The 21,348-nt window shown below is 72.6% G+C and carries 23 protein-coding genes; 14 read left to right on the top strand and 9 right to left on the bottom strand.

Annotated features, from left to right (window positions below; translation table 11 throughout):
• Positions 1-9 precede the first annotated feature (9 nt).
• The 4 genes from LRM40_RS15770 to LRM40_RS15755 are packed head-to-tail and all read left to right on the top strand — an operon-like array spanning position 10 to position 3,936.
• Positions 10-786, top strand: a complete 777-nt coding sequence (locus LRM40_RS15770; protein ID WP_151124914.1) for an ABC transporter ATP-binding protein — start codon at positions 10-12, stop codon at positions 784-786.
• A gap of 12 nt (positions 787-798) precedes the next feature.
• Positions 799-1,881, top strand: coding sequence for a GlxA family transcriptional regulator (locus LRM40_RS15765; protein ID WP_151124915.1), 1,083 nt, complete (start codon positions 799-801; stop codon positions 1,879-1,881).
• Complete coding sequence (gene astA / locus LRM40_RS15760; protein WP_231067588.1) at positions 1,862-2,941, top strand: arginine N-succinyltransferase; 1,080 nt, start codon at positions 1,862-1,864, stop codon at positions 2,939-2,941. The genes LRM40_RS15765 and astA overlap by 20 nt, the downstream gene beginning before the upstream one ends.
• Positions 2,938-3,936, top strand: a complete 999-nt coding sequence (locus LRM40_RS15755; RefSeq protein ID WP_151124917.1) for an arginine N-succinyltransferase — start codon at positions 2,938-2,940, stop codon at positions 3,934-3,936. Before astA ends, LRM40_RS15755 begins: the two co-directional genes overlap by 4 nt.
• Positions 3,937-3,954: 18 nt before the next feature.
• Here the strand turns inward: LRM40_RS15755 and LRM40_RS15750 are convergent, their stop codons facing one another.
• Entirely contained in the window at positions 3,955-7,557 is a 3,603-nt protein-coding gene (locus LRM40_RS15750; protein ID WP_151124918.1) for an indolepyruvate ferredoxin oxidoreductase family protein, read from the bottom strand.
• Between the two features lie 201 nt (positions 7,558-7,758).
• Between LRM40_RS15750 and LRM40_RS15745 the strand changes: the two genes are divergently transcribed.
• The 3 genes from LRM40_RS15745 (at position 7,759) to LRM40_RS15735 (ending at position 10,271) form a co-directional block, all read left to right on the top strand.
• Positions 7,759-8,286, top strand: coding sequence for an Lrp/AsnC family transcriptional regulator (locus LRM40_RS15745; RefSeq protein WP_231067587.1), 528 nt, complete (start codon positions 7,759-7,761; stop codon positions 8,284-8,286).
• Between the two features lie 93 nt (positions 8,287-8,379).
• Positions 8,380-9,528: a GGDEF domain-containing protein gene (locus LRM40_RS15740; RefSeq protein WP_151124919.1), complete on the top strand. Its 1,149-nt coding sequence runs from the start codon at positions 8,380-8,382 to the stop codon at positions 9,526-9,528.
• Positions 9,525-10,271: a hypothetical protein gene (locus LRM40_RS15735; RefSeq protein ID WP_151124920.1), complete on the top strand. Its 747-nt coding sequence runs from the start codon at positions 9,525-9,527 to the stop codon at positions 10,269-10,271. The genes LRM40_RS15740 and LRM40_RS15735 overlap by 4 nt, the downstream gene beginning before the upstream one ends.
• A gap of 46 nt (positions 10,272-10,317) precedes the next feature.
• On the opposite strand, the gene mltA is transcribed toward LRM40_RS15735, so the two are convergent.
• Entirely contained in the window at positions 10,318-11,508 is a 1,191-nt protein-coding gene (gene mltA, locus LRM40_RS15730; protein WP_231067586.1) for a murein transglycosylase A, read from the bottom strand.
• On the opposite strand from mltA, the gene LRM40_RS15725 reads away from it, so the two are divergent.
• The gene (locus tag LRM40_RS15725; RefSeq protein WP_170288914.1) at positions 11,507-11,644 is read left to right on the top strand and encodes a hypothetical protein; all 138 of its coding nucleotides are present in this window, start codon (positions 11,507-11,509) and stop codon (positions 11,642-11,644) included. The two genes, mltA and LRM40_RS15725, sit on opposite strands and share 2 nt — an antisense overlap.
• Positions 11,645-11,659: 15 nt before the next feature.
• Here LRM40_RS15725 and tlpB read toward each other — a convergent pair whose 3' ends face one another.
• Together tlpB and apaG are read right to left on the bottom strand one after the other, a co-directional pair.
• The gene (tlpB, locus tag LRM40_RS15720) at positions 11,660-13,654 is read right to left on the bottom strand and encodes a transporter-like protein TlpB (RefSeq protein WP_151124922.1); all 1,995 of its coding nucleotides are present in this window, start codon (positions 13,652-13,654) and stop codon (positions 11,660-11,662) included.
• Positions 13,654-14,028, bottom strand: a complete 375-nt coding sequence (gene apaG / locus LRM40_RS15715; RefSeq protein ID WP_151124923.1) for a Co2+/Mg2+ efflux facilitator ApaG/CorD — start codon at positions 14,026-14,028, stop codon at positions 13,654-13,656. Before apaG ends, tlpB begins: the two co-directional genes overlap by 1 nt.
• A 73-nt stretch (positions 14,029-14,101) precedes the next feature.
• Between apaG and rpe the strand changes: the two genes are divergently transcribed.
• Positions 14,102-14,785 carry a ribulose-phosphate 3-epimerase gene (gene rpe, locus LRM40_RS15710; protein WP_151124924.1) on the top strand — a complete coding sequence of 228 codons (684 nt, stop codon included), beginning with the start codon at positions 14,102-14,104 and terminating at the stop codon, positions 14,783-14,785.
• A gap of 21 nt (positions 14,786-14,806) precedes the next feature.
• Here the strand turns inward: rpe and yfiB are convergent, their stop codons facing one another.
• From yfiB to LRM40_RS15690, 4 genes are all read right to left on the bottom strand, one after another.
• Positions 14,807-15,328, bottom strand: coding sequence for an outer membrane lipoprotein YfiB (gene yfiB, locus LRM40_RS15705; protein WP_151124925.1), 522 nt, complete (start codon positions 15,326-15,328; stop codon positions 14,807-14,809).
• A 20-nt stretch (positions 15,329-15,348) separates the two neighbouring features.
• A complete protein-coding gene (gene dgcN / locus LRM40_RS15700) occupies positions 15,349-16,581 on the bottom strand; it encodes a diguanylate cyclase DgcN/YfiN (protein WP_151124926.1) in 1,233 nt (410 codons plus the stop codon).
• The gene (gene yfiR / locus LRM40_RS15695) at positions 16,578-17,150 is read right to left on the bottom strand and encodes a regulatory sequestration protein YfiR (protein ID WP_151124927.1); all 573 of its coding nucleotides are present in this window, start codon (positions 17,148-17,150) and stop codon (positions 16,578-16,580) included. The genes dgcN and yfiR overlap by 4 nt, the downstream gene beginning before the upstream one ends.
• Before the next feature lie 154 nt (positions 17,151-17,304).
• Positions 17,305-17,712 carry a hypothetical protein gene (locus LRM40_RS15690; protein ID WP_151124928.1) on the bottom strand — a complete coding sequence of 136 codons (408 nt, stop codon included), beginning with the start codon at positions 17,710-17,712 and terminating at the stop codon, positions 17,305-17,307.
• 246 nt (positions 17,713-17,958) lie between these two features.
• Here LRM40_RS15690 and LRM40_RS15685 point away from each other — a divergent pair, with 246 nt between their 5' ends.
• The 4 genes from LRM40_RS15685 to gph all read left to right on the top strand — a co-directional run bounded on the left by LRM40_RS15685 (position 17,959) and on the right by gph (position 20,168).
• Complete coding sequence (locus LRM40_RS15685) at positions 17,959-18,339, top strand: hypothetical protein (RefSeq protein ID WP_151124929.1); 381 nt, start codon at positions 17,959-17,961, stop codon at positions 18,337-18,339.
• A 28-nt stretch (positions 18,340-18,367) separates the two neighbouring features.
• Complete coding sequence (locus LRM40_RS15680) at positions 18,368-18,763, top strand: phage holin family protein (RefSeq protein ID WP_151124930.1); 396 nt, start codon at positions 18,368-18,370, stop codon at positions 18,761-18,763.
• Complete coding sequence (locus LRM40_RS15675; RefSeq protein WP_231067585.1) at positions 18,760-19,380, top strand: hypothetical protein; 621 nt, start codon at positions 18,760-18,762, stop codon at positions 19,378-19,380. Before LRM40_RS15680 ends, LRM40_RS15675 begins: the two co-directional genes overlap by 4 nt.
• A gap of 86 nt (positions 19,381-19,466) precedes the next feature.
• A complete protein-coding gene (gene gph / locus LRM40_RS15670; protein WP_151125712.1) occupies positions 19,467-20,168 on the top strand; it encodes a phosphoglycolate phosphatase in 702 nt (233 codons plus the stop codon).
• Between the two features lie 18 nt (positions 20,169-20,186).
• On the opposite strand, the gene LRM40_RS15665 is transcribed toward gph, so the two are convergent.
• A complete protein-coding gene (locus LRM40_RS15665; protein WP_151125711.1) occupies positions 20,187-20,909 on the bottom strand; it encodes an energy transducer TonB in 723 nt (240 codons plus the stop codon).
• A 49-nt stretch (positions 20,910-20,958) separates the two neighbouring features.
• Between LRM40_RS15665 and LRM40_RS15660 the strand changes: the two genes are divergently transcribed.
• A complete protein-coding gene (locus LRM40_RS15660) occupies positions 20,959-21,099 on the top strand; it encodes a hypothetical protein (RefSeq protein ID WP_170288972.1) in 141 nt (46 codons plus the stop codon).
• Positions 21,100-21,348: the final 249 nt, after the last annotated feature.

The raw sequence follows: 21,348 nt of genomic DNA, 5'->3' as shown, positions 1-21,348 counted from the left end.
GGGCATGCGATGAGCGGGACACCCCACAGCCTGAAGGTCGAGAACCTGCACAAGCGCTTCGGCGAGCGCGAGGTGCTGCGTGGCGTCTCGCTGCAGGCCCAGCCGGGCGACGTGGTCGCCATCATCGGCTCCAGCGGCTCGGGCAAGAGCACGCTGCTGCGCTGCCTGAACCTGCTGGAGCAGCCGCACGAGGGCACGCTGAGCCTGGGCGACGAGACCCTGCGCCTGGTGCGCGACCGCGACGGCAGCCTGCGTGCGGCCGATGCGGCCCAGCTGCGCCACTGGCGCAGCCGCCTGGCCTTCGTGTTCCAGAACTTCAACCTCTGGCAGCACCGCACCGCGCTGGAGAACGTCACCGAGGCGCCCATCCACGTGCTGGGCCGGCCCAAGGCCGAAGCCATCGAGCGCGCCAAGGAACTGCTGGCCCGGGTGGGCCTGTCGCACCGGCAGGACGTCTACCCGGCCCAGCTCTCCGGCGGTGAGCAGCAGCGCGTGGCCATCGCCCGCGCCCTGGCCATGGACCCCGAGGTCATGCTCTTCGACGAACCCACCTCCGCGCTGGACCCGGAGCTGGTGGGCGAAGTGCTCAAGGTCATGCGTGGCCTGGCTGAAGAGGGCCGCACCATGCTCGTCGTCACCCACGAGATGGAGTTCGCCCGCGAGGTGGCCAGCCATGCCATCTTCGTGCACCAGGGCCTGATCGAGGAAGAGGGCCCGCCGCGCGAGGTGCTGGTGCAGCCCCGCAGCGAGCGCCTGCGCCAGTTCCTCTCCGGTGGCCTGAAGTAGGGGCCCGCGGCGGTGGACGGCGCCCGCGCATCCTGGCGCTTCGGTCTGGTGCTGCAGCCGGGCTTCGGCCTGATGGGCCTGGCCGGCGTGCTGGAGACGCTGCAGGCCGCCAACCGCCTGCTCGAGCAGCCGCTCTACGACACCGTCTTGCTGGCCCGCAGCGGCGGGGCGGTGTGCTCGGCCGAGGGCGTGCCGGTGCTGGCCCACGCCATGGGCCAGGCCGGCTGGCTGGACGCCGTGCTGGTGCATGCCGAAGGGCCCTGGCATGGCGAACCGGACCAGGCCGCATCCCAGCTGCAATGGCTGCGCCAGCGCGCGGCCCAGGGCTGCCTGATGGGCGGGGTGGGCACCGGCGCGGCCTGGCTGGCCGAGGCTGGCCTGCTGCGCGGCCACCGGGCCACGGCGCAGTGGCCGCATGGCGCGGTGCTGGCCGAACGCCACCCCGAGCTGGTGGTCTCGCAGCAACTCTACGAACTGGACGAGCAGCGCATGAGCTGCGCCGGCCACCAGGCCAGCCAGGACCTGCTGATCGCCTGGCTGATCCAGCGCCATGGCGAGCGCCTGGGTCCGGCGCTGCTGGCCGCGCTGGGCCGCGAGCGCCTGCGCCCGCGCGAGGAGCGCCAGCGCCTGCCCCTGGCGGCGCCGCTGGGCGGGGGCTCGGCCAAGCTGGCCGAGGCGGTGGCCCTGATGGAGGCCAACCTCGGCGAGCCCCTGCCCACCGAGGAGATCGCCCGGCTGGTGGGCGTCTCGCGCCGGCAGCTCGAGCGCCTGTTCAAGCAGCACCTGGACGCGCTGCCCTCGCGCTGGTACCTGGAGCTGCGCCTGGACCGCGCGCGCGACATGCTGCGCCAGACCCACCAGTCCATCCTGCAGATCGCCCTGTCCTGCGGCTTCGCCTCGGGCCCGCACTTCTCCAACGCCTACCGGGCCCGCTACGGTCACACCCCGCGCGAGGAGCGCAGCCCGCAGGCCGTGGCCTGGCGGGCCGCCCAGTCGGGCGTGTCGCTGGCGCCGGCCGCGCCCGCGGCGGACGAGGCCCCCCTTTCCCCCCTCGGGAGTCCCGATGAGCAGAATCGTGAAATCCCCGCCCGCTGAGCCGGCCCCGCCGGCGGCGGCCCAAGGCGACGCGGGCCGCTACCTGCTGCGGCCGGCGGCCCTGGCCGACCTGCCGGCGCTGGAGCTGCTGGCCGAGGCCAGTGCCATCGGCATCAGCTCCCTGGTGCCCGACCGTGCCCTGCTGCGCGACAAGCTGGAGCGCTCGCTCAAGTCCTTTGCCGCCGACGACGATGTGAGCGGCGAGGAGCACTACCTCTTCGTGCTGGAGGACCGGGCCCAGGGCGGCGCGCTGGTGGGCACCAGCGGCATCGCCGCCAGCGCCGGCTTCCACGACCGCTTCTACAGCTACCGCAACGAGTACGTGGTGCAGGTCAGCCCCGAGCTGGAGGCGCGCAACCGCATCCACACCCTGCACCTGTGCCACGACCTCACCGGCGTGACCCTGCTGACGGGCTTCCACATCGACCCGGCCCATGCCGCGGGCGTGGCGCCGCAGCTGCTCTCGCGCGGGCGCCTGCTCTTCATCGCCCAGTTCCCCGAGCGCTTTGCCGACCGCATCGCCTCCGAGCACCCCGGCCTGGCCGACGACAGCGGCCGCTGCCCCTTCTGGGATGCGGTGGGGCGGCGCTTCTTCGACATGGACTATCCCGCCGCCGAGCAACTGGCCAGCGGGCCGCAGCGCACCCTGATCGCTGAGCTGCTGCCGCAGTCGCCCATCTACGTGCCCCTGCTGCCGGAGGAGGCGCAGTGGTCGTTGGGCCAGCTGCACCCGGTGGCCGAACTGCCCTTCCAGATCCTGCTGGACGAGGGCCTGGACGCCGACACCTACCTCAACCTCTTCGATGGCGGCCCCACGATGGAGGGCCGGCTGCCCCTGCTGCGCAGCGTGGCCGCGCGCCGGGTCTTCGCCGATGCCCGGGACGCGGGCCGCAGCCTGCGCCAGGGGCGCTGGCTGGTGGCCAATGCGCGGGTGCAGGACTTCCGCGCCAGCGTGTGCAGCGGCCCGCTGCGCGAGGAGGACCTGGCCCTGCTGGCCACCGACGGCGGCCCGCTGGCCGCGGCCCCGCTGCCCGTCGGCCCGGGAGGAGACACGGCATGAGCACATCCTTGCCCGTGGCGGCAGGCGCGGGGCGGGTCGGCCCCGAGGTGGCCTGGCGCCTGCGCCCGGTGAGCGACCACGACCTGCCCCGGCTCGCCCCGTGGCTGCCCCCCACCGCCGACCGGCGCCTGCCCGAGCCCCAGGCGGCCGAGCGCTGGTGGCTGCTGGAGACGCCGGAAGGCCCGCAGGCCTGCGTGCGGCTGCGGCCGGCGATCGGCCGCGACCGCCTGCGCCACTGGTACCACGTGGGCTGCGTGGTGCATGCCGCGCCGTCCCTGGGCCTGTTCCACCCGCAGAACACCCTGCTGCTGGGCAATGACCACACCGGCGCGGCCGAGCTGGCCGACCTGGCCTGGGACCCGGACCTGGATCTGCCGGAGCAGGCCGCCGCGCTGCAGCACCTGCTGCGCGCGGCCCTGCTGCTGCTGGCCCGCGACCGCGCCCAGCTGGGGGCCCAGCTCATCGTCGAACTGCCCGGCCTGCGCGACGAGGCCGGCCGCTCGCCCTTCTGGGAAGGACTGGGCCGCCACTTCTACCCCGGCGAGCCGCAGGAGGCCCTGCACCGCTTCGGCCCGGCCTGGCGCAGCCATGTGGCCGCGCTGCTGCCGCGCCAGCTGGTCTATGTGTCCTTCCTGCCCGAGGCGGCCCAGGCCGCCATCGCCCAGGTGCCGCCGGCCTGCCATCCGCTGCTGGGCGTGCTGGCGGCCGAGGGTCTGCGCTACGGTCACCACATCACCATCGACGAGGGCGGGCCGGTGTTCGAGGCCCGGCTGGACACTCTGCCGGCGGTGCTGCAGGTGCGCCGGCGCAACCTGGTCGAGGCCCGGCCGCGTGGCGAGTGGGCCTCCACCACCTGGCTGGTGGCCGCCGACGAAGGTGACGAGGTGCTGGCCCTGCCGGCGCGCGGCACCTCGCCCCAGACCCTGGCCGTCCCGGCCGACTGGGCCGCCGCCGGCTTGAGCGGGCCGCGCTGGACCCTGCCGCTGGCGGTCTGATGCCCGGCGCCCCCGGGCTCAGGCGCTGACCGGGGTGGCCGCTGCGGGCTGGCGCTCCGACGTCACCGGCTGCTGCCAGCGCAGCATCAGGGCCTGCCACTTGGGCCGCACGGCGGCCAGGTGGCGGGCCTTGACGTGGCCGTAGCCGCGGATCTCTTCGGGCAGGCGGGCGATCTCCAGGGCCAGCGGCAGGCGCTCGGCGCTCAGGTCCTTCAGCAGCGTCTCGATGCTGGCGCGGTACTCGGCGATCAGCGCCCGCTCGGTGCGCCGTTCCTCGGTGTGGCCGAAGGGGTCCAGCCAGCGGCCGCGCAGGCCCTTGAACTTGGCCAGCACGCCCATCACCGGCCGCACCCAGGCGCCGAAGGCGGTCTTGCGCGGTTGGCCGTCGTCCCCGCGGCGGGCGAACAGCGGCGGCGCCAGGTGGTGCTGCAGCTTCACCGGGCCCTCGAAGGTGGCGGCGATCTGGGCGGCGAAGGCCGGATCGGTGTGCAGGCGGGCCACCTCGTACTCGTCCTTGTAGGCCATCAGCTTGAACAGGTAGCGCGCGACCGCTTCGGTCAGGCGGGTGCTGCCGGCCGGGGCCACCGCGGCCTCGGCCGCACGCACCTTGTCGACGAAGGCGCGGTACTGGGCGGCGTAGCCGGCGTTCTGGTAGGCGGTGAGGAACTCGACGCGGCTGCCGATCAGCTCGTCCAGCGCGGGGCGCTTGACCAGCTGGATCACCTGGGCGGTCTGCGTCAGGGCCTGCACGGCCGCCAGGTCATGGGCGCAGCGGCGGCCCCACTCGAAGGCGGCCTTGTTCTTGTCGATCTGTACGCCGTTGAGCTCCATGGCCCGCATCAGCGATTCGCGCGTCAGCGGGATGCGGCCCTTCTGCCAAGCGTAGCCCAGCATCATCGGGTTGGTGTAGATCGAGTCGCCCAGCAGCTTGACGGCCAGGGCCTCGGCGTCGAAGGCGCCCAGGCGCTCGGCGCCCACCGCGCGGCCGATGGCGGCCTCGCAGGCCTCGTTGGGGAAGACCCAGTCCGGGTCGGTGACGAAGGCCGCGGTGGGGGTGCGGTGGGTGTTGAGCGCCACATAGGTGCGCTCGGGGTGCATCACCGCCAGCGTGGTCTTGCCCGCCGCCACGATGGCCTCGCAGCCGATCACCAGGTCGGCCTTGGCCGTGTCCACCTTGGTGGTGTGGATGGCGTCGATGCTGTCGGCGATCTGCACATGGCTCCAGGTGGCGCCGCCCTTCTGGGCCAGGCCGGCGGCGTCCTGGGTGATGACGCCCTTGCCCTCCATGTGGGCCGCCATGCCCAGCAGCTGGCCGATGGTGATGACGCCGGTGCCACCCACGCCGGCCACCACGATGCCCCAGGCACTGTGGGCCTCGGGCAGCACCGGCTCGGGCACCGGGGGCAGGGCGGCGGCCTTGCCGGCCACCGAGGCGGGCTTCTTGAGCGTGCCGCCGGTGACGGTGACGAAGCTGGGGCAGAAGCCCTTCACGCAGGACAGGTCCTGGTTGCAGCTGCTCTGGTTGATCTGGCGCTTGCGGCCGAAGGGGGTCTCCAGCGGCTCGACCGAGACGCAGTTGCTCTTCTCGGAGCAGTCACCGCAGCCCTCGCAGACCAGGGGGTTGATCACCACCCGGGTGTCCGCGCCGGCCATCGTGCCGCGCTTGCGGCGGCGGCGCTTCTCGGTGGCGCAGGTCTGGTCGTAGATGATGATGGTGGTGCCCTTGAGCTCGCGGAACTCGCGCTGGATGCGGTCGAGTTCATCGCGGTGGTGCACCGTCACGCCGGTGGGCAGGTCCACCCGGGCGTACTTGTCCGGCAGGTCGCTGACGATCACCAGCTTGGCCACGCCCTCGGAGAGCAGGCTGGTCATGATCTGCAGCACCGAGTGGCCCTCCGGCCGCTCGCCCACACGCTGGCCGCCGGTCATGGCCACCGCGTCGTTGTAGAGGATCTTGTAGGTGATGTTCACCCCGGCGGCGATGCTCTGGCGGATGGCCAACAGGCCGGAGTGGAAGTAGGTGCCGTCGCCCAGGTTGGTGAAGATGTGCTGTTCGTTCGTGAACGGCGCCTGGCCCACCCAGGGCACGCCCTCGCCGCCCATCTGGGTGAAGGTGGCGGTGTTGCGCGTGGGCATCCAGCTGACCATGTAGTGGCAGCCGATGCCGGCCACCGCGCGCGAGCCCTCGGGCACGCGGGTGCTGGTGTTGTGCGGGCAGCCCGAGCAGAACCAGGGCACCCGGTCGCCGGTGGTGGCACCGGCGCTGGCCAGGGCGGCCAGCTCGCGCTCCTTGGCCTCGATGACCGAGACGCGCTGGTCCATGCGGCGGGCGATGTCCTCGGGCACGCCCAGCTTCTTCAGGCGCTTGGCGATGGCCTTGGCGATGATGGCCGGGGTCAGGTCGGCCTTGGCGCGCAGCAGCCAGTTCTCGCTGGGGTTGGGGCGGCTCCATTCGCCGCCGGAGAGGTCGCCCTCGGCCTCCTCGAACTTGCCGATCACGTTGGGCCGCACATCGGCGCGCCAGTTGTACAGCTCCTCCTTGAGCTGGTACTCGATGATCTGGCGCTTCTCCTCGACGACCAGGATCTCCTGCAGGCCCAGCGCGAATTCGCGGGTGATGTGGGCCTCCAGCGGCCACACCACATTGACCTTGTGCAGGCGGATGCCCAGCTGGTGGCAGGTGGCCTCGTCCAGGCCCAGGTCGGCCAGGGCCTGACGGGTGTCGTTGAAGGCCTTGCCGCTGGCGATGATGCCGAAGCGGTCGTGCGGCCCCTCGATGACGTTGTGGTTGAGCCTGTTGGCCCGCACATAGGCCAGCGCGGCGTACCACTTGTGGTCCATCAGCCGGGCTTCCTGCTCCAGCGGCGGGTCCGGCCAGCGGATGTGCAGGCCGCCCGGGGGCATGGGGAAGTCCTCGGGCAGGATGATCTTGACCCGGTCGGGCGAGACGTCGACCGTGGTGGCCGACTCCACCACCTCCTGGATGGTCTTCATGCCGGTCCACACGCCCGAGAAGCGCGACAGCGCCCAGGCGTGCAGGCCCATGTCCAGGATGTCCTGCACGCTGGAGGGGAAGAAGGTCGGGAAGCCGCAGGCCTTGAAGACGTGGTCGCTCTGGTGCGGCGCGGTGGAGCTCTTGCTCACATGGTCGTCGCCGGCGATGGCGATGACGCCGCCGAAGCGGCTGGTGCCGGCCATGTTGGCGTGCTTGAAGACGTCGATGCAGCGGTCCACGCCCGGGCCCTTGCCGTACCACAGGCCGAACACGCCGTCGTACTTGGCCTTCTCGGGGAACAGGTCCAGCTGCTGGGTGCCCCAGACGGCGGTGGCGCCCAACTCCTCGTTGACGCCGGGCTGGAAGACCACGTGCTGGGCCTGCAGGTGCTTCTTGGCCTGCCACAGGGCCTGGTCGTAGCCGCCCAGCGGCGAGCCGCGGTAGCCGCTGATGAAGCCGGCGGTGTTCAGCCCGGCCATCGCGTCGCGGGTGCGTTGCAGCATGGGCAGGCGCACCAGGGCCTGCACCCCGCTCATGAAGGCCCGCCCGGTGGGCAGGGCGTACTTGTCGTCGAGTGAGACCTTCTCGAGGGCCTGACGGACGGCGTCGGTCAGCGGGGCATTCATGGTGCGGCTCCTGGGCCCGGCGGGCCCGTTGGGAAAGACCGTGCGCCCCCGGGGCGGCTTGTGGCCAGGCCGGGGCCCTGCGCACGGCGGGGATGGCGTTCAGTGTAGGAACTTCGCTCCGACAAGTGCTTGCTTTCGCTTGCGGAAATGGAACCCTGGCGGCAACATCCTTTCTTCAACATATGAATTCAAGGTGATGTCTTGCCGGAAAATCAAGAATCCGGGATAACCCGCAGCGTCAGCCCCCCCAGCCTGGACCGCTATGACGTGGCCATCCTGGAGGCCCTGCAGCGCGACGCTCGGCAGTCCAACGCGGAGCTGGCCGCCCGCATCGGCCTGTCACCGGCGCCCACCTGGCGCCGGGTGCGCCGGCTGGAGGAGCTGGGGGTCATCACCGGCTACCGGGCCGAGATCGATCGCCGCAAAATCGGCCTGGGCGTGCTGGCCTTCGTGCGGGTGGACACCGAACGGGACAACGGCGAGGCCATCCATGCCCTGGAGGACGCGATCCGCGGCCTGCCTGAGGTGATCGCCTGCCACTACATCAGCGGCGCCGGCACCTTCGAGCTGCAGGTGCTGGTGACCGATCTGGACGCCTATTCCCGCTGGACCCGCGACACCCTGTTCGGGCTGCCCAATGTGAAGGACCTGCACACCAGCTTCTCGCTGGGCGAGGTCAAGTCCGGGGCGGCGCTGCCGCTGGAACACCTGCGACCCGTGGCGCGTTGATCCAAGACAAGAACCCGGTTGCCGCGAAGGAATGCACAACCGGGCCACCGTCCCCCTTGAGCCGTGCCGGCCCCGGCCGATGTTGCTGACACCATGACTGCGCTGATCGCTCCGCTGACGCATGCCCTGCTGGGACCGACCGGGCCGCAGCGTGTGCGCTCGTCGCAGGCGCTGCTGGTGATGTGCCTGTACCTGGCCTTTGCGCTGGTGCTGCAGGTGGAGGTGCGCCTGGGGCTGACCTCCGAGGGCCAGGGCCTGCCGCTGACCCTGTTCGGGCTGGTGGGCTGCCTGGGCTTCTACGGACTGATCCGCAGCGGCGTCAATTTGCGCATGAGTGAACCCTCGCTCACGCGCCCGCAGATGCTCTACAGCATGATCGCGGTGGCCTGGGCTTTCGCCGTCAGCGGCGCGCCGCGCGGGGCCACCATCGTGCTGATGCAGGTGATCCTGATGTTCGGCCTGTTCGGCCTGCCGCCCCGGGAAGGGCGGCGCATGGCCGCCATGGGCTTCCTGATGCTGGCCGCGGTCATCGCCTGGCGTGCCTGGACCCTGGGTGATCCGGACGAGACCCGGCTGGACCTGATCTACCTGCTCTATGCCGGCATCGTCTTCACCGGCGTGGCCATCATCTCGGTGCGCCTGGGCCACATCCGCGAGCGGCTGCGCGATCAGGCGGCCGAGCTCAAGCTGGCGCTGGCCCGCAACCAGGAACTGGCCACCCGTGACGTGCTGACCGGCCTGACCAACCGCCGGGCCATGCTGGAGCAGATGGCCATCGCCGCCTGCGAGATAGAGCGCCACGGCCAGCCGCTGGCCCTGGTGCTGTTCGACCTGGACCATTTCAAGCAGATCAACGACAGCCGCGGCCACGCCGCGGGTGACCGGGTGCTGCAGCGCTTCGGCGAGGTCGCCCAGGGCGAGATCCGTGCCGGGGACGTGCTGGCGCGCTGGGGCGGAGAAGAGTTCCTGCTGCTGCTGCCGCGCACCGGGCTGGAGGAGGCCTGGCGCTGCGCCGAGCGCATCCGCACCCGGCTGGTGGCCCTCAGGATGGAGGGCGGTCAGCCGGGGCAACCGCTGACCTTCTCGGCCGGGGTGTCCTCTTGCCGCCGCATGGATCAGCTCGACGCCGCCATCGAGGCGGCCGACCGCGCGATGTACCTGGCGAAGGCCACCGGCCGCAACCGCACCGAGCTGGTGGCCGGCCCGGGCCTGGCCGAGCTTCGTCAGGACGCGGTCGCATGAGCAGGCCGGATCCGATCGCCGCTTCCCGGCGTGCCCGGGCGGGATGGGCGCTGGTGGCCGGCCTGGCACTGGCTTCCGCCGCGCAGGCGGCGCCCCCGGCGGTCAACCTGCGCATCGAGCTGCGCTGGCGCCAGGAGCCCGTGGCCGCGGCACCGCCGGGCACGGTGATCGTGCGCAGCGATGGCAGCGGGGTGGACCCGCACGGCCCGGGCCAGGTCTGGCGGACCGACCCTGCCGAGGAAGACGATCTGGCGCCGGGCGGGCGCCTGCCGATGCTGACCGTGCGCAACGGCGCGGCCGTGCGCGTGGCGCTCACCCAGTGGCGCCCGCAGCACGACACCGAATGGCGCTGGCGCAGCGATGTCACCACGCCGGCGGCCGCGGCGGCGTCCGGGGCCCAGAGCCCCGGCCAGGTGGTGCTGCGGGGCCAGGACCGCTGGCAGGCCGACACGGCCAGCCTCACCCTGCAGCCGGCCTGGCCGGGCGGGCGGCAGCCGGTCAGCCTGCGCTACGACCTGAGCCTGCCGCAGGCCGGCGGCACGGCTCCGGCCGAGGGGCCGTCACCGCGGATGGAGGGCGCTGGCGAACTGCTGCTGCCCCAGAACCAATGGACGCCGCTGGGCCAGTGGGCGCCCACACCTTCCGCGGCAGGCCGTGGTGGCGTGAGCTACAGCACCCGGGACGCCCACCCGGCGTCCGAGGGCGGCATCCGCTGGCTGGAAGTGCGCGTCACCCGGCCCTGAATCTCCCCGGGGCCTGAAGGCGTGCCGGCCGATCGCTGGTCGAGCCTCAGGAGCGCGGCCACAGCACCCACAGCCGCAGCGCCTGCTTCATGCGGCCGGCCTGGGCCTCGGCGTCGTCGCCCCAGCCCCAGAAGTAGTCCACCCGCACCGCGCCGACGATGGCGCTGCCCGTGTCCTGCGCCATCACCAGGCGCTGCAGCGGCCGCTCCGACAGCGGCTCGGTGGTGTCCAGCCAGAGCGGGGTGCCGTAGGGCACGGCGGCCGGGTCCACCGCCACCGAACGCCCCGGGGTCAGCGGCACGGCCTGCGCGCCCTTGGGCCCCAGGCTGGGGTCGGGCAGGGGCTCCTCGCGGAAGAAGACGTAGCGCGGGTTCTGCCACAGCAGCTCCTGCAGGCGCTTGGGGTTGCGCCGCGCCCAGTCCTTGATGCCCGGCCAGGAGGCCTCGCCGGGCTTGAGCTCGCCCTGGTCGATCAGCCAGCGGCCCACCGACTTGTAGGGCTGGTCGTTGTGGCCGGCAAAGGCCAAGCGCACCAGACGCTGGCGGCCGTCGGCCTCGGTGATCTGCAGCCGGCCGGAGCCCTGGATCTGCAGGATCAGGGCGTCCAGCGGGTCCTCCACCCAGGCGATCTCGCGGCCTTTGAGCATGGCCTGGGCGGCCGGCAGGGTGTCGAGCTGCTGGCGCGTCCAGTAGGGCTTGCGCTGGCCCAGATCGGGCGGGGCCGCGTACAGCGGCACCCGGCGGGTGGCGGTGGGCTTGCGGCTGGCGGCCACCAGCGGTTCGAAGTAGCCGGTCACCAGGCCGGCCGGATCGCCCTCGGGCGACTCCACCCGGTAGACCTTGAGATGCTGTTCCAGCCAGGCGCGGGCCTCGGCATCATTGGCCGGGGTGGTCAGCCGGGCCTGGGCACACAGGCGGGCCCAGGCGGCCGGCGGGGTCTGGCAGCCCAGGCGCAGGGCGGGCCACAGCTCCAGGGTGCGGTCCTGGCCCCAGCCGGGCAGGTCGGCAAAGCTGGCCGGCACCCAGCGGGCGTGGCTGCGCTCCAGCGTGCCCGGCGGCGCCGGGGTGGGCGCGGGGTGGGCCGGCAGCGGCGTGGCCGGCGGCGAGGGCTCCAGCGAGACGCTGCTGCAGCTGGCCAGCAGCACGGCTGCGGCCATCGCGGTCAGCCCCGATGCCAGGCGCGGGACCGAGGACCAGAATGGGAGGACGCCCGCACCGCGGCGGATGGGAAACGACATGGGATGGTTTGTGTTCGAGGCCCTGGTGGCTGCCGGAGTCCTGCTCTTCATGGTGTGGTGGACGATGTTCTCGGGGCGGCGGCGCGACGAGCACCGCGGCGATGACGAGCCCCCGGGCCCGCCGGGAGCGGGGTGAACGGGACCCGGATTGTCACCCCCGGGGCGGGAAGAAGAAGCTGCCGGGCGCCGTGCGCCAGCGCTGGCGCAGGGCCTGGTAGATGCGGCCGCGGTCCTGCAGCTTCAGCCCCTGCGAGACCATGGCCAGCCGGAAGGCCAGTGCGAAGCTGACACCCAGGTTGAGCATGGCGGTGACCGGAATGGCCGCGACGCACCACCAGAAGGCCGGCTCGTGCAGCAGGGGCAGGCCCAGCGTGCCCAGGGCGGCGGCGATCTGGCCGGTGGACAGGGTGACGTGGCGCACCTCCAGCGGCAGGCCGAAGACCGAGGCCAGGGCCGGCACCAGGCCCAGCATCAGGCCCAGCGAGACATTGGCCGCCAGGCCGGAGATGTTGTCCCGCCACCAGCGGGCCCAGCGTTGGGCCCGGGTCTCGCCCAGCCAGGCGATGGAGCGCGGGTTCCAGGCGATGGCGCTGTCCAGCCGGTGGAAGACGAACCAGTTCTCGACCCAGCCGGCGATCAGGCTGGAAGCGAACAGAAGCACCCCGGTGAAGGCCGCGAACAGCGCGGTGGGCCCCAGCAGGGTGGTGCTGTGCAGCACGTAGTCGGCCTGGGCCTGGCCGATCAGCGGCTTGCCGGCCAACCACCAGGACAGGCCCTGCAGTGCCAGCACCACCGGGGCCACCGCCACCAGGTTGCCGATGATGCCGGCCATCTGCGAGCGCAGCAGGTGGGCCACTTCGTCGACGAAGCGGCCCAGGGCCACATCGCTGGCGATGCCCTCGAGCTTGCGCGCCATGCTCGGCGCGGTCATGGCCGGCTGCTTGGTGGCCACCGTCCAGTGCAGCAGCTGCACGATGACGAAGCTCAGCGCGTAGTTCAGGCCGGCGCCCAGGCCGTTCCAGAACACCGGCAGGGCCAGCGCGGTGATGGCGAACTTGATCAGCGTGGTGAAGCCGATGATGCCGCCGCCGCCCAGCGCCATGCCCAGCATGTGGCGGTACTCGTCGCGGTCGCGGGTGATGTAGTGCTCGCCGGTCTCGGCGCTGCGCTCGGTCACCTTGCGGGCCAGCAGGGCGTAGTGCTGGGTGAACAGCGCGCGCAGGCTGCGCCGGCCGGCGCTGGCGCGCGCCAGTTCCAGCAGCAGGTGGCGCAGGTCGGGCAGCGGGTCCGGGCTGACCAGGCAGGCCAGCAGGTTCTCCACCCGCTCGGCGCGGGCGCGCAGCTGGTCGAGCTGGAACACCAGGTCCACCGAGATGCCGTACTCATCCAGGTGGCCGCGCACGCTGGCCGCGGCCCTCAGGCAGGCGTCCAGCACCGCCCGCAGGTACTGGGCGCGCTGCTGCAGCTGCTGCGGCGTGGCCCCTTCGGACAGGCCCTGACGCAGCGCGGCGGCGGCCTCGACCACCTGGTGGAAGGGGCGGTCGCCCAGACCGGCCGGGTCCATGCGCTGGCGCAGGGCCGAGGACAGGGCGCTGGCGCGGATCTGGCTGGCCAGCAGCTCGATGGAGTCGATCAGCGCGTGCTGCCAGGGCAGGCGGGCCGGGTCCTCGGCGCACAGGGCCAGCAGACGGCGCAGCGTACGGTCGTCGATGGCCGCGATCCACTCCGGGTCGCGTTCGTCGTCGAAGATCAGCAGGAAGAGCTCGCCCAGGTCGCGGGTCTCGGGCGTGCCGGGCAGGAAGTTCAGGCGCAGGCGGTCGGCCAGTTCGCTGAAGAAGCCGTGCCGGGGCGCGAAGCCGAAATCGGCCAGCAGGCCCGGCGCATCCAGGCCGGCCAGGGTCTCGCGCAGCAGGGTGGACACGCGCACCCGGTGCTCCGGGTGACGGTCCAGCACATTGAGCAGGTGGCGCAGCCGGCGCACCGGCCAAGGGGTGCCGACGGTGCCCGGCTCGCCCTCGGGGGTCTCGCCGCCCTCGTGTCGCAGCCACTCCAGCAGATGGACCAACCAGAGATGCCGCTCCACCCGGCTGCCGGGGGCATGGGCGGCGTTGAGCAGGGCGGTCAGGTCCCAGTGGATGCCCGCCATCAGTGCAGGGCCCTCGTCTGGACCAGATCGAAGGGCCCGACCGGCGTCTCGAACCAGTGGGCGTCCTCGCTGATGCAGAAGAAGGTGCCCACCATGCGGCCCTGCGGCGTGGCGATCTGGGCCCAGCTGCTGTACTCGAAGCTCTCGCCCGGCTTGAGCAGGGGCTGGTGGCCGACCACGGCCAGCCCGCGCACCTCCTGGGTGTGCTCGTGGCCGTCGGTGATGCGCCAGTGGCGGGCCACCAGTTGCGCGGTCACCGGCCCCGTGTTGCGGATGGTGATCGTGTAGGCAAAGGCGTAACGGCCTTCGCTGGCCGAGGATTGCTCGGGCAGGTACTGCGTCACGACGGTGCAGGTGAACTGGGCTGGCGTCATTCGGTGATCCTAGCAAGCCTCCTTAAAATCCGGGGCTTTCACGCTTTAGGCCCCACTGGCGGGCTCCAGTTCCATGGCACCGACCTACCGCATCGCCCCGAGCATCCTGTCCGCCGACTTTGCCCGTCTGGGTGAGGAGGTCCGCCACGTGCTGGCCGCCGGCGCCGACTGGATCCACTTCGACGTGATGGACAACCATTACGTGCCCAACTTGACCTTCGGCCCGATGATCTGCCAGGCCTTGCGCCCGCACGCGGTCAAGCCCGACGGCACGCCCGCGCCGATCGATGTGCACCTGATGGTGCAGCCGGTGGATGCGCTGGCCCAGGCCTTCTGCCAGGCCGGCGCCGACCTGGTGAGCTTCCACCCCGATGCCTCGGCCCATGTGGACCGCACGCTGCAGCTGATCAAGGCCGAGGGCAAGCAGGCCGGCCTGGTGTTCAACCCGGCCGAGCCGCTGGACGTGCTGGAGTGGGTGATCGACAAGGTGGACCTGGTGCTCATCATGAGCGTGAACCCCGGCTTCGGCGGCCAGAGCTTCATCGACTCGGCCCTGCGCAAGCTGGAGAAGGCCCGCAAGATCATCGACGCCAGCGGCCGCGACATCCGCCTGGAGGTGGACGGCGGCGTCAAGGTGGACAACATCCGCCGCATCGCCGACGCGGGCGCCGACACCTTCGTGGCCGGCAGTGCCATCTTCGGCAAGCCCGATTACAAGGGCGTCATCGACGCGATGCGCGCCGAGCTCAGCCGCTGAGCCTGTGCCGGTCGTGCCCGGTCACAGCGCCGGAACGATCAGCACCACCCGTCGGTTCTGCGACTGGCAGGCCTCGGTGTCGTCGGTGCACACCGGCCGTTCCTTGCCACGGCTGCGCACGGTGAGCCGCGCGCGTGACAGCGCGCTGCCCCGCAACACCTGGGCCACCGCCTCGGCCCGTCGCTGCGACAGCTGCAGGTTGTAGTCGCTGCTGCCCTTGAGGTCGGTGTGGCCCTCGATGCGCAGCTCGCCCACGCCCAGCGCGGCCAGCGAATTGCCCAGTTCCAGCAGGTGCTGACGCTGGGTCGCGTCCAGTGCGTCGGCGTCGAAGGCGAACAGCAGCTTGCTCGACAGGTTCAGGCTCCAGCCCTCGTCCGAGGGGGTGAAGCCCAGGGCGCGCAGCCGGGTGTCACGCTGCGATGCGGGGGACCCGCCCCCCGGCGTCTGGCAGCCCGACAGCAGGGCGGTGGGCATCACCATCAGCCCGGCCAGGGACTGGGCGAGGTACCGGCGGCGGGACCGCCGTGGCGGCAGCGTGGGCATGGCTTCTCCTTGGGCTGTTCTCAGGGGCGCGTGCGCGAGGCGGTGGACGGCTTGCGCCGGTACATCTGGCGGTCGGCCTCCCGCAGCAGGGCCTCGGGGCTCTGTCCATCGTCGGGGAAGACTGCCGCGCCGATGCTGACGCCGGGCAGCGGGCGGGCCGCGGAGCCCAGCTCGGCCGGGTGGGCCAGGGCGCTGGTGAGTTTGTGCACCAGCGTGGCGATGTCCTCGCGCTGGCGCAGCGGGTCGATGAGCACCACGAACTCGTCCCCGCCCAGGCGGGCCACCAGATCGCTTTCGCGCACGCAGCCGCGCAGGCGGCCGGCCAGGGCGGTCAGCACCTGGTCACCCACCTCATGGCCATGTTCGTCGTTGACGCGCTTGAAGTCGTTGACGTCGATGAACAGCACCGCCAGCCGCTCGCCCGGCGGCCGCGGGCGCGTCATGGCCACGGCCAGGCAGTGCTCGAACCAGGCCCGGTTGGCGATGCCGGTGAGCCCGTCCAGCCGGCTCTGGTGCGCGAGCTGGTCGTGTGCGCTCTGCAGCGCGACATGGCGCTGCATCAGCTCCTGGCGCTGCGCCTGGACCTGGGCGAGCAGGGCGTTGAAGTCGCGCGCCAGGGCGTCGATCTCGGTCACGCGGGCCGAAGGCACCCGCCGGTCGAAGTCCTGGGCCTCTCGGATGGTCCGCGTCTGCGCGGCCAGGGCCAGCAGCGGGGCCTCGACCTGCTCGGCCAGTTCCCGCGCGGCGCGGCGCACCGCCAGCAGGATGGACGCCATGCCGGCCAGCAGGCCCAGCAGGCCCCAGCCGGCGGCCTGCACCAGCAGCCGGGCCTGTGCCCGGACCTGCAGCGTGGCCTGCTCCTGCCCGTCGGCCAGCACCGCCTGGGCCACCTCGAAGGACGGCAGCAGGGCGGCCAGCCGGTCCTCCAGCCCCTCGGGGGGCGGGGGCTGGTAGCGGGCCAGCACCCGCCCGCCGGGCAGGCGGATCTCGGCCTGTGCCAGATGCTCGCGCCGGCCGACGTCGGCCAGGATGTCGGTGGTCGCCCGGGCGTCTCGGAAGACCACCGCGGCGTCCACCGTGTAGGCCAGGGAGCGCGCGACCAGCTCCAGGTGGTTCTGGGCGCTGGCCCGCAGCAGCATGGCCGAGGCCAGCATCAGCAGGCCGCCCACCACGCCGGTGGCGATGGCGGCCACCCGCAGCTGGGCCCGGCGCAGCACGCGGCGCAGGGGCTGTGGCGCTTGGGCGCGGCTCATCCGGTCCTCCCGCCGAGCCGCGCCAGCCGGAGCACCTGCGGATGCACGCGCAGGCCGCTGCGCGCCACGGCGTCCAGGTTGACCTCGAAGTGGGTGCCGTCGCTGCGGCTGTCCAGGCAGAACATGCCGCCGTCGCTGCAGAAATCGGCCCCCGGCCCGATGGTCAACACCGGGCGCTGGGCCAGGTCCCGCAGGGCGGCCTGTTGGCGCGCCGGGGTCCAGCCCATGAAGTACACCAGATCGCAGGTGCTGGGCACGGCGGTGTCCACGGCGATGTCCCGCGCGACCAGGGGGCGCGGCGCCTCGGGCGCTTGCAGGCGCGCGAGCAGTGCCGCCGTGTCGTCGGCCTGCCGGCTGATGCAGGCGACCAGCGGGCGGGGCTCGCCGGGCCAGCGGGTGTAGGCCACGATCCGGCTCACCACCTCGGCGGGCGCGAACTCGGATTCCGCCGCCGCCAGCGGCGTGCCGGCCTGCGCCCAGGGGCTGAGCCCCAGCAGGGCGATGGCCACGCCCGTCCAGCGTCCATGAGGCGGCGCAGGCGGCGTGGCGATGAAGAAGACGGAGCGCATGGACACAGAGACGGCGGGGGGCGAGCCCCTGGCGCCGATTCTGTGAGGTCGGGCACCTCTGGCGCGGGACCTGCGGCGACGCAGGCGGCGCTGGGTGCGGACAAGCGTGCGCTAGTGACGGCGACTGTGGGGAATTCGCCTCAGCGCTGTCGTGTCAGCCGGCGAAGCCGTACAGGGCATACCAGCGCTGGTTCATCTGGATGGACAGCCGCCGCGGCGTGGTGCCGGCCGCTTCCCAGCCATGGGTGTTGCGGTCGATGGCGGCCAGTGCGGCGTCCTGCAGGGCGGACAACAGGGGTTGTCCGTCACGGCAGTGCGCACGGGGGATGACCAGGGCCACCTCCATCGGCGGCGTGTCACCGGCGAAATCCACCTGCGCCCGCACGATCACGGACTTGTGGGTGCTGAAGGCGATGTCCAGTTCACCGGCCACGGTGGCATCGGACGCGAAGGGGATGGCATCGATCGCCAGGGCCGCGGGCTGAGGCAGGGGCGATGGGGCATCCCGAACCTCGGCATGGTCGTGCTCATGCTCGGGCGGATGCTGCAGGGTCGGACTCATCAGGGTTCACAAAGACTTCTCAACAAGGACCCATGCTGGACGCAAGTCATGGGCCTGTGTGTAGGAACTTGCCCCTTCTTCCCAAGGGGCTCCGCATGGCGTAGGTCGGGCGATGCTGACACGGCCACCGCCGGATGGCCGACAGGTCAACGGGGCACCGGCCGGTGGCCGATGCGGATGGTGCGTCCCACACTGGGAGGACGAACTTGATCGACATCACGTCTTCATCTGCACAGGAGATTGCCCATGACTGCAAAGACCGCTGCCGCTGCCCTGGACCAAACGATGGACCAAGCTGCTGACCTGGCCGAGCGGGCCATCGAAGGCACGCGCCGTGCCACCGGACGCGCCCTGGACAAGGTCGAGGCCGAGGTTCAGGAGGCGCGTGAGGACAAGGCCTTCTCCCTGTCCCGCGCCGTGGGCCAGGTCGAGGCCCTGGCGGCCCGCACCCGCGACCAGGCCCGCGACGCCACCCACCGCGCACGTGAACGGCTGGAGGATGCCGGGGATCAGGCGCGGGCCTACATCCGCGACGAGCCGGTCAAGTCGGTGCTGATCGCCGCCGCCGCCGGCGCGGCCATGGCTGGCCTGATCGGCTGGCTGGCGCGTTCGCGTCGCGTATCCTGAGCCTGAGTCACCGCCCTTCGGACCCGCCATGCCGATCCACCCCCTGTTCCGCACCCTGGCCAGCCGGCCCGACCTGTTGGCCGAACATGCCGGCGCCTATGCGGCGCTGGCCCAGGCTGAGCTGGGCGAGGCGGCCCGGCGCTGGCGTCAGCGCCTGCTGTGGGGGCTGGTGGTGATGGTGCTGGCGCTGCTGGCCCTGGGGCTGGGGGGCGTGGCCCTGCTGCTGGCGGCGGCCGTGCCGGTGGAACGGATGCCTGCCGCCTGGGTGCTGGTGGCGCTGCCGGCCGGCCTGGCCCTGCTCGCCCTGGCCTTGGGGGTGTGGCAGGCGCGGCGCCACCGGGACCAGGCGGTCTTCGACGCGGCGCTGTGGCGTGCGCAATGGGCGCAGGACCAGGCGCTGTGGCAGGAGGCGGCGCGCGCATGAGCCCCGCCCAGGACACGGCCGCGGAGCCCGACCCGGCCGGCGGCTTGGCGGCCACGCCGCGAGAGCAAGCCCTGGCGCGTTTGACCGCGTCCCGCGCGCGCCTGCGGGCGCAGGTCCTGCCCGGGCCCGCGCAGGGTTTCGGGGCGCCGGAAGGGCGCGGGCCGGGGCTGCGCACCTGGTGGCGCTTCCTGCGACGCCAGCTGGGGCACACGCCGATGGGGCTGGCCGTGTGCTCCTGGGCGGAGGCCTGGTGGCGGCGCCAGCCGCTGGCCGCGGCCGCCGAGCTGGGGGCTGCGGAACTGCGCGCCACGGTGCTGCCCGTCGTGCGGCGTCACCCCGCGGCCGCGTTGGCGGGGGCGGCGCTGCTGGGCGGCGCCCTCGTGGCATCGCGCCGCTGGCTGTGGGCCTGGGCCGGCCGCCGGGCCGGCACCTGGCGGGGCAGCCTGGGCGCCTGGGTCTGGCGGCAGGCCCGCGATCCGGCCGCACAGTTGCTGCTGCTGAGCTGGATCCAGCAGATGGCCACACCGCAGCCGGCAGCGGACGCCCGGGCGGCCGGGGCCTCGCCGCCCGCCCCCGAGCCCGCCGCGCCGTCGGCACCGCCCGCCGCCGGGGGGTGAGCCCCGGCGTCCCTGCGGTGCCCGCGTGGTGCGGGCCGCGGCGAGAATGTCGGCCATTCCATTGCTGCAGGCACGCCGCGTTGTCCATGTCTCCTGAATCCGCTCCCCTGACGCCCCCGCATCCCTGGCAGGCCGCCATCGTCGATCTGGACGGCACCATGGTCGACACCCTGGGCGACTTCGAACTGGCCCTCAACCGCAGCCTGGCCGAACTGGACCTGCCGCCTGTGGACCGGGCCTTCATCGAGCACACCGTGGGCAAGGGCTCGGCCCATCTGCTGCGCAGCACGCTGGCCCATGTGCAGGCCGATGCGCAGCACTACGAGGCGCTGTGGGCCGCCTACCAGCGCCACTACCTGGCCATCAACGGTCAGGCCTCCGCGGTCTATCCCGGGGTGATGGAGGGGCTGGCCCGCTTGCGCGAGGCTGGTCTGCGGCTGGCCTGCCTGACCAACAAGCCCACGGCCTTCGCCAAGCCGCTGCTGCAGGCCAAGGGCCTGGATGGCTTCTTCTCCCATGTGTTCGGCGGCGACGCCTTCGAGCGGACCAAGCCGGACCCGTTGCCGCTGCGCAAGACCTGCGAGGCCCTGGGCAGCACACCCGCCTTCACGCTGATGGTGGGCGACTCCAGCAACGACGCCCGCGCCGCGCGCGCGGCCGGCTGCCCGGTGGTGCTGATGGCCTACGGCTACAACCACGGCGAGCCGCCCGAATCGGCCCGGCCCGACGCCGTGCTGGCCCGACTGGACGACCTGGACCTGCGCGCCCTGCGGCCCCACGGGGGCTGAGCCGCAGGAGGCGTGGCCTCAGCTGTCCAGGTCGAAGCCGAACTGGATGACTGCGGTGGTGGGGCGCGAGACCGGCTGGAAGTGGGCGGCCTTGATCGCCTCCAGCGCCGCGGAGTCCAGCCGCGGGTGGCTGCTCTGCATGATGGTGGCGTCCATCACGCTGCCGTCAGGAGCGACCTGGACCTTCACCTCCACCGAGCCGCGGCGCATGCGGCGCATCAGGCTGTCGGGCAGGGTCAGGGTCTCACCCGGGCGGAGCACCAGGGTGTCCACCTCCGGGGGCGGGGGCGGCGCCGCGGGCTCTTCATGGCGCGGCGGCGTGGCCATCGCCACATCGGTGCCGCCCGTCCGCTCGGTCGCCGGTGCGTTTGTCTCGCCCGACGGGCCGGAGGCGCTGGCCACGGGCAACTCGGGCGCAGATGTGGCCGGCGCGGCTGGTGCCGCTGCGGCCACGGCAGGTGCAGGGGCCGGTGAGGGCGATGCCGGCGCAGCTGACGGACTGACCTGGCCCGTGCCGCTGCTGTCTCGGGTGGCCAGCGCGGGGGTGGGCGCGGGCTCGGGGGCCGCGGGCCGCGGGGTCGGGGCGGCGGTGGGCTTGTCGGGCTTGTCACTGCGGGCCGTGCGTGCCGCCCGTTCGGCGGCGGCTTTTTCGGCGGCGGTCTGCCGCTCGGCGGCATTGCGCTCCTGGCTGGCCTTGTCCTGGGACGCGGTCTGCTCGCCCAGGCGGCGGATCCAGTACATCGGCCGCTCCGCGTCCCGCTTCACACGGTCACTGACCTCGAGGCCCGGCGTGTCGGGCACCGGCACCGGTGCCGGCGGCGCGGATTGCGCCCAGCAGGCCACGCACAACGGCCCGAGCAGCATCGCCTGGATCAGCCGGCGCAGGGCCGTGTGCGGCAGCCTGGCCCGTCGTCCGGCCCTGTGCCGCTGAGCCTGTCCAGGCGCTTCCCGCAGCGCGCACGCAGTTTCCGTGGTCTGGCGCGCAACCTCTCTCCCCAGGCCGCGCTCCAAGGCGGCAGCCTGCCTCACCCAACGACGCCCCATGGCGATGGCCCCTGTTGTCGTGTGATGTCAACACGTTGCCGGATGGGCAACAACTGAAACGACAAGTGTGACGACAGAGTGACCGCTTGTCCATGCCCTCGGCGCCCTGCAGCGACTTCAATCCGGGGGGATACCG

It is taken from the genome of Ideonella dechloratans, from assembly GCF_021049305.1.
Classification (GTDB): Bacteria; Pseudomonadota; Gammaproteobacteria; order Burkholderiales; family Burkholderiaceae_C; genus Ideonella; species Ideonella dechloratans.
The sequence above is the reverse complement of the archived record's forward strand: the minus strand, read 5'-3'. Positions and strand labels throughout refer to the sequence as shown.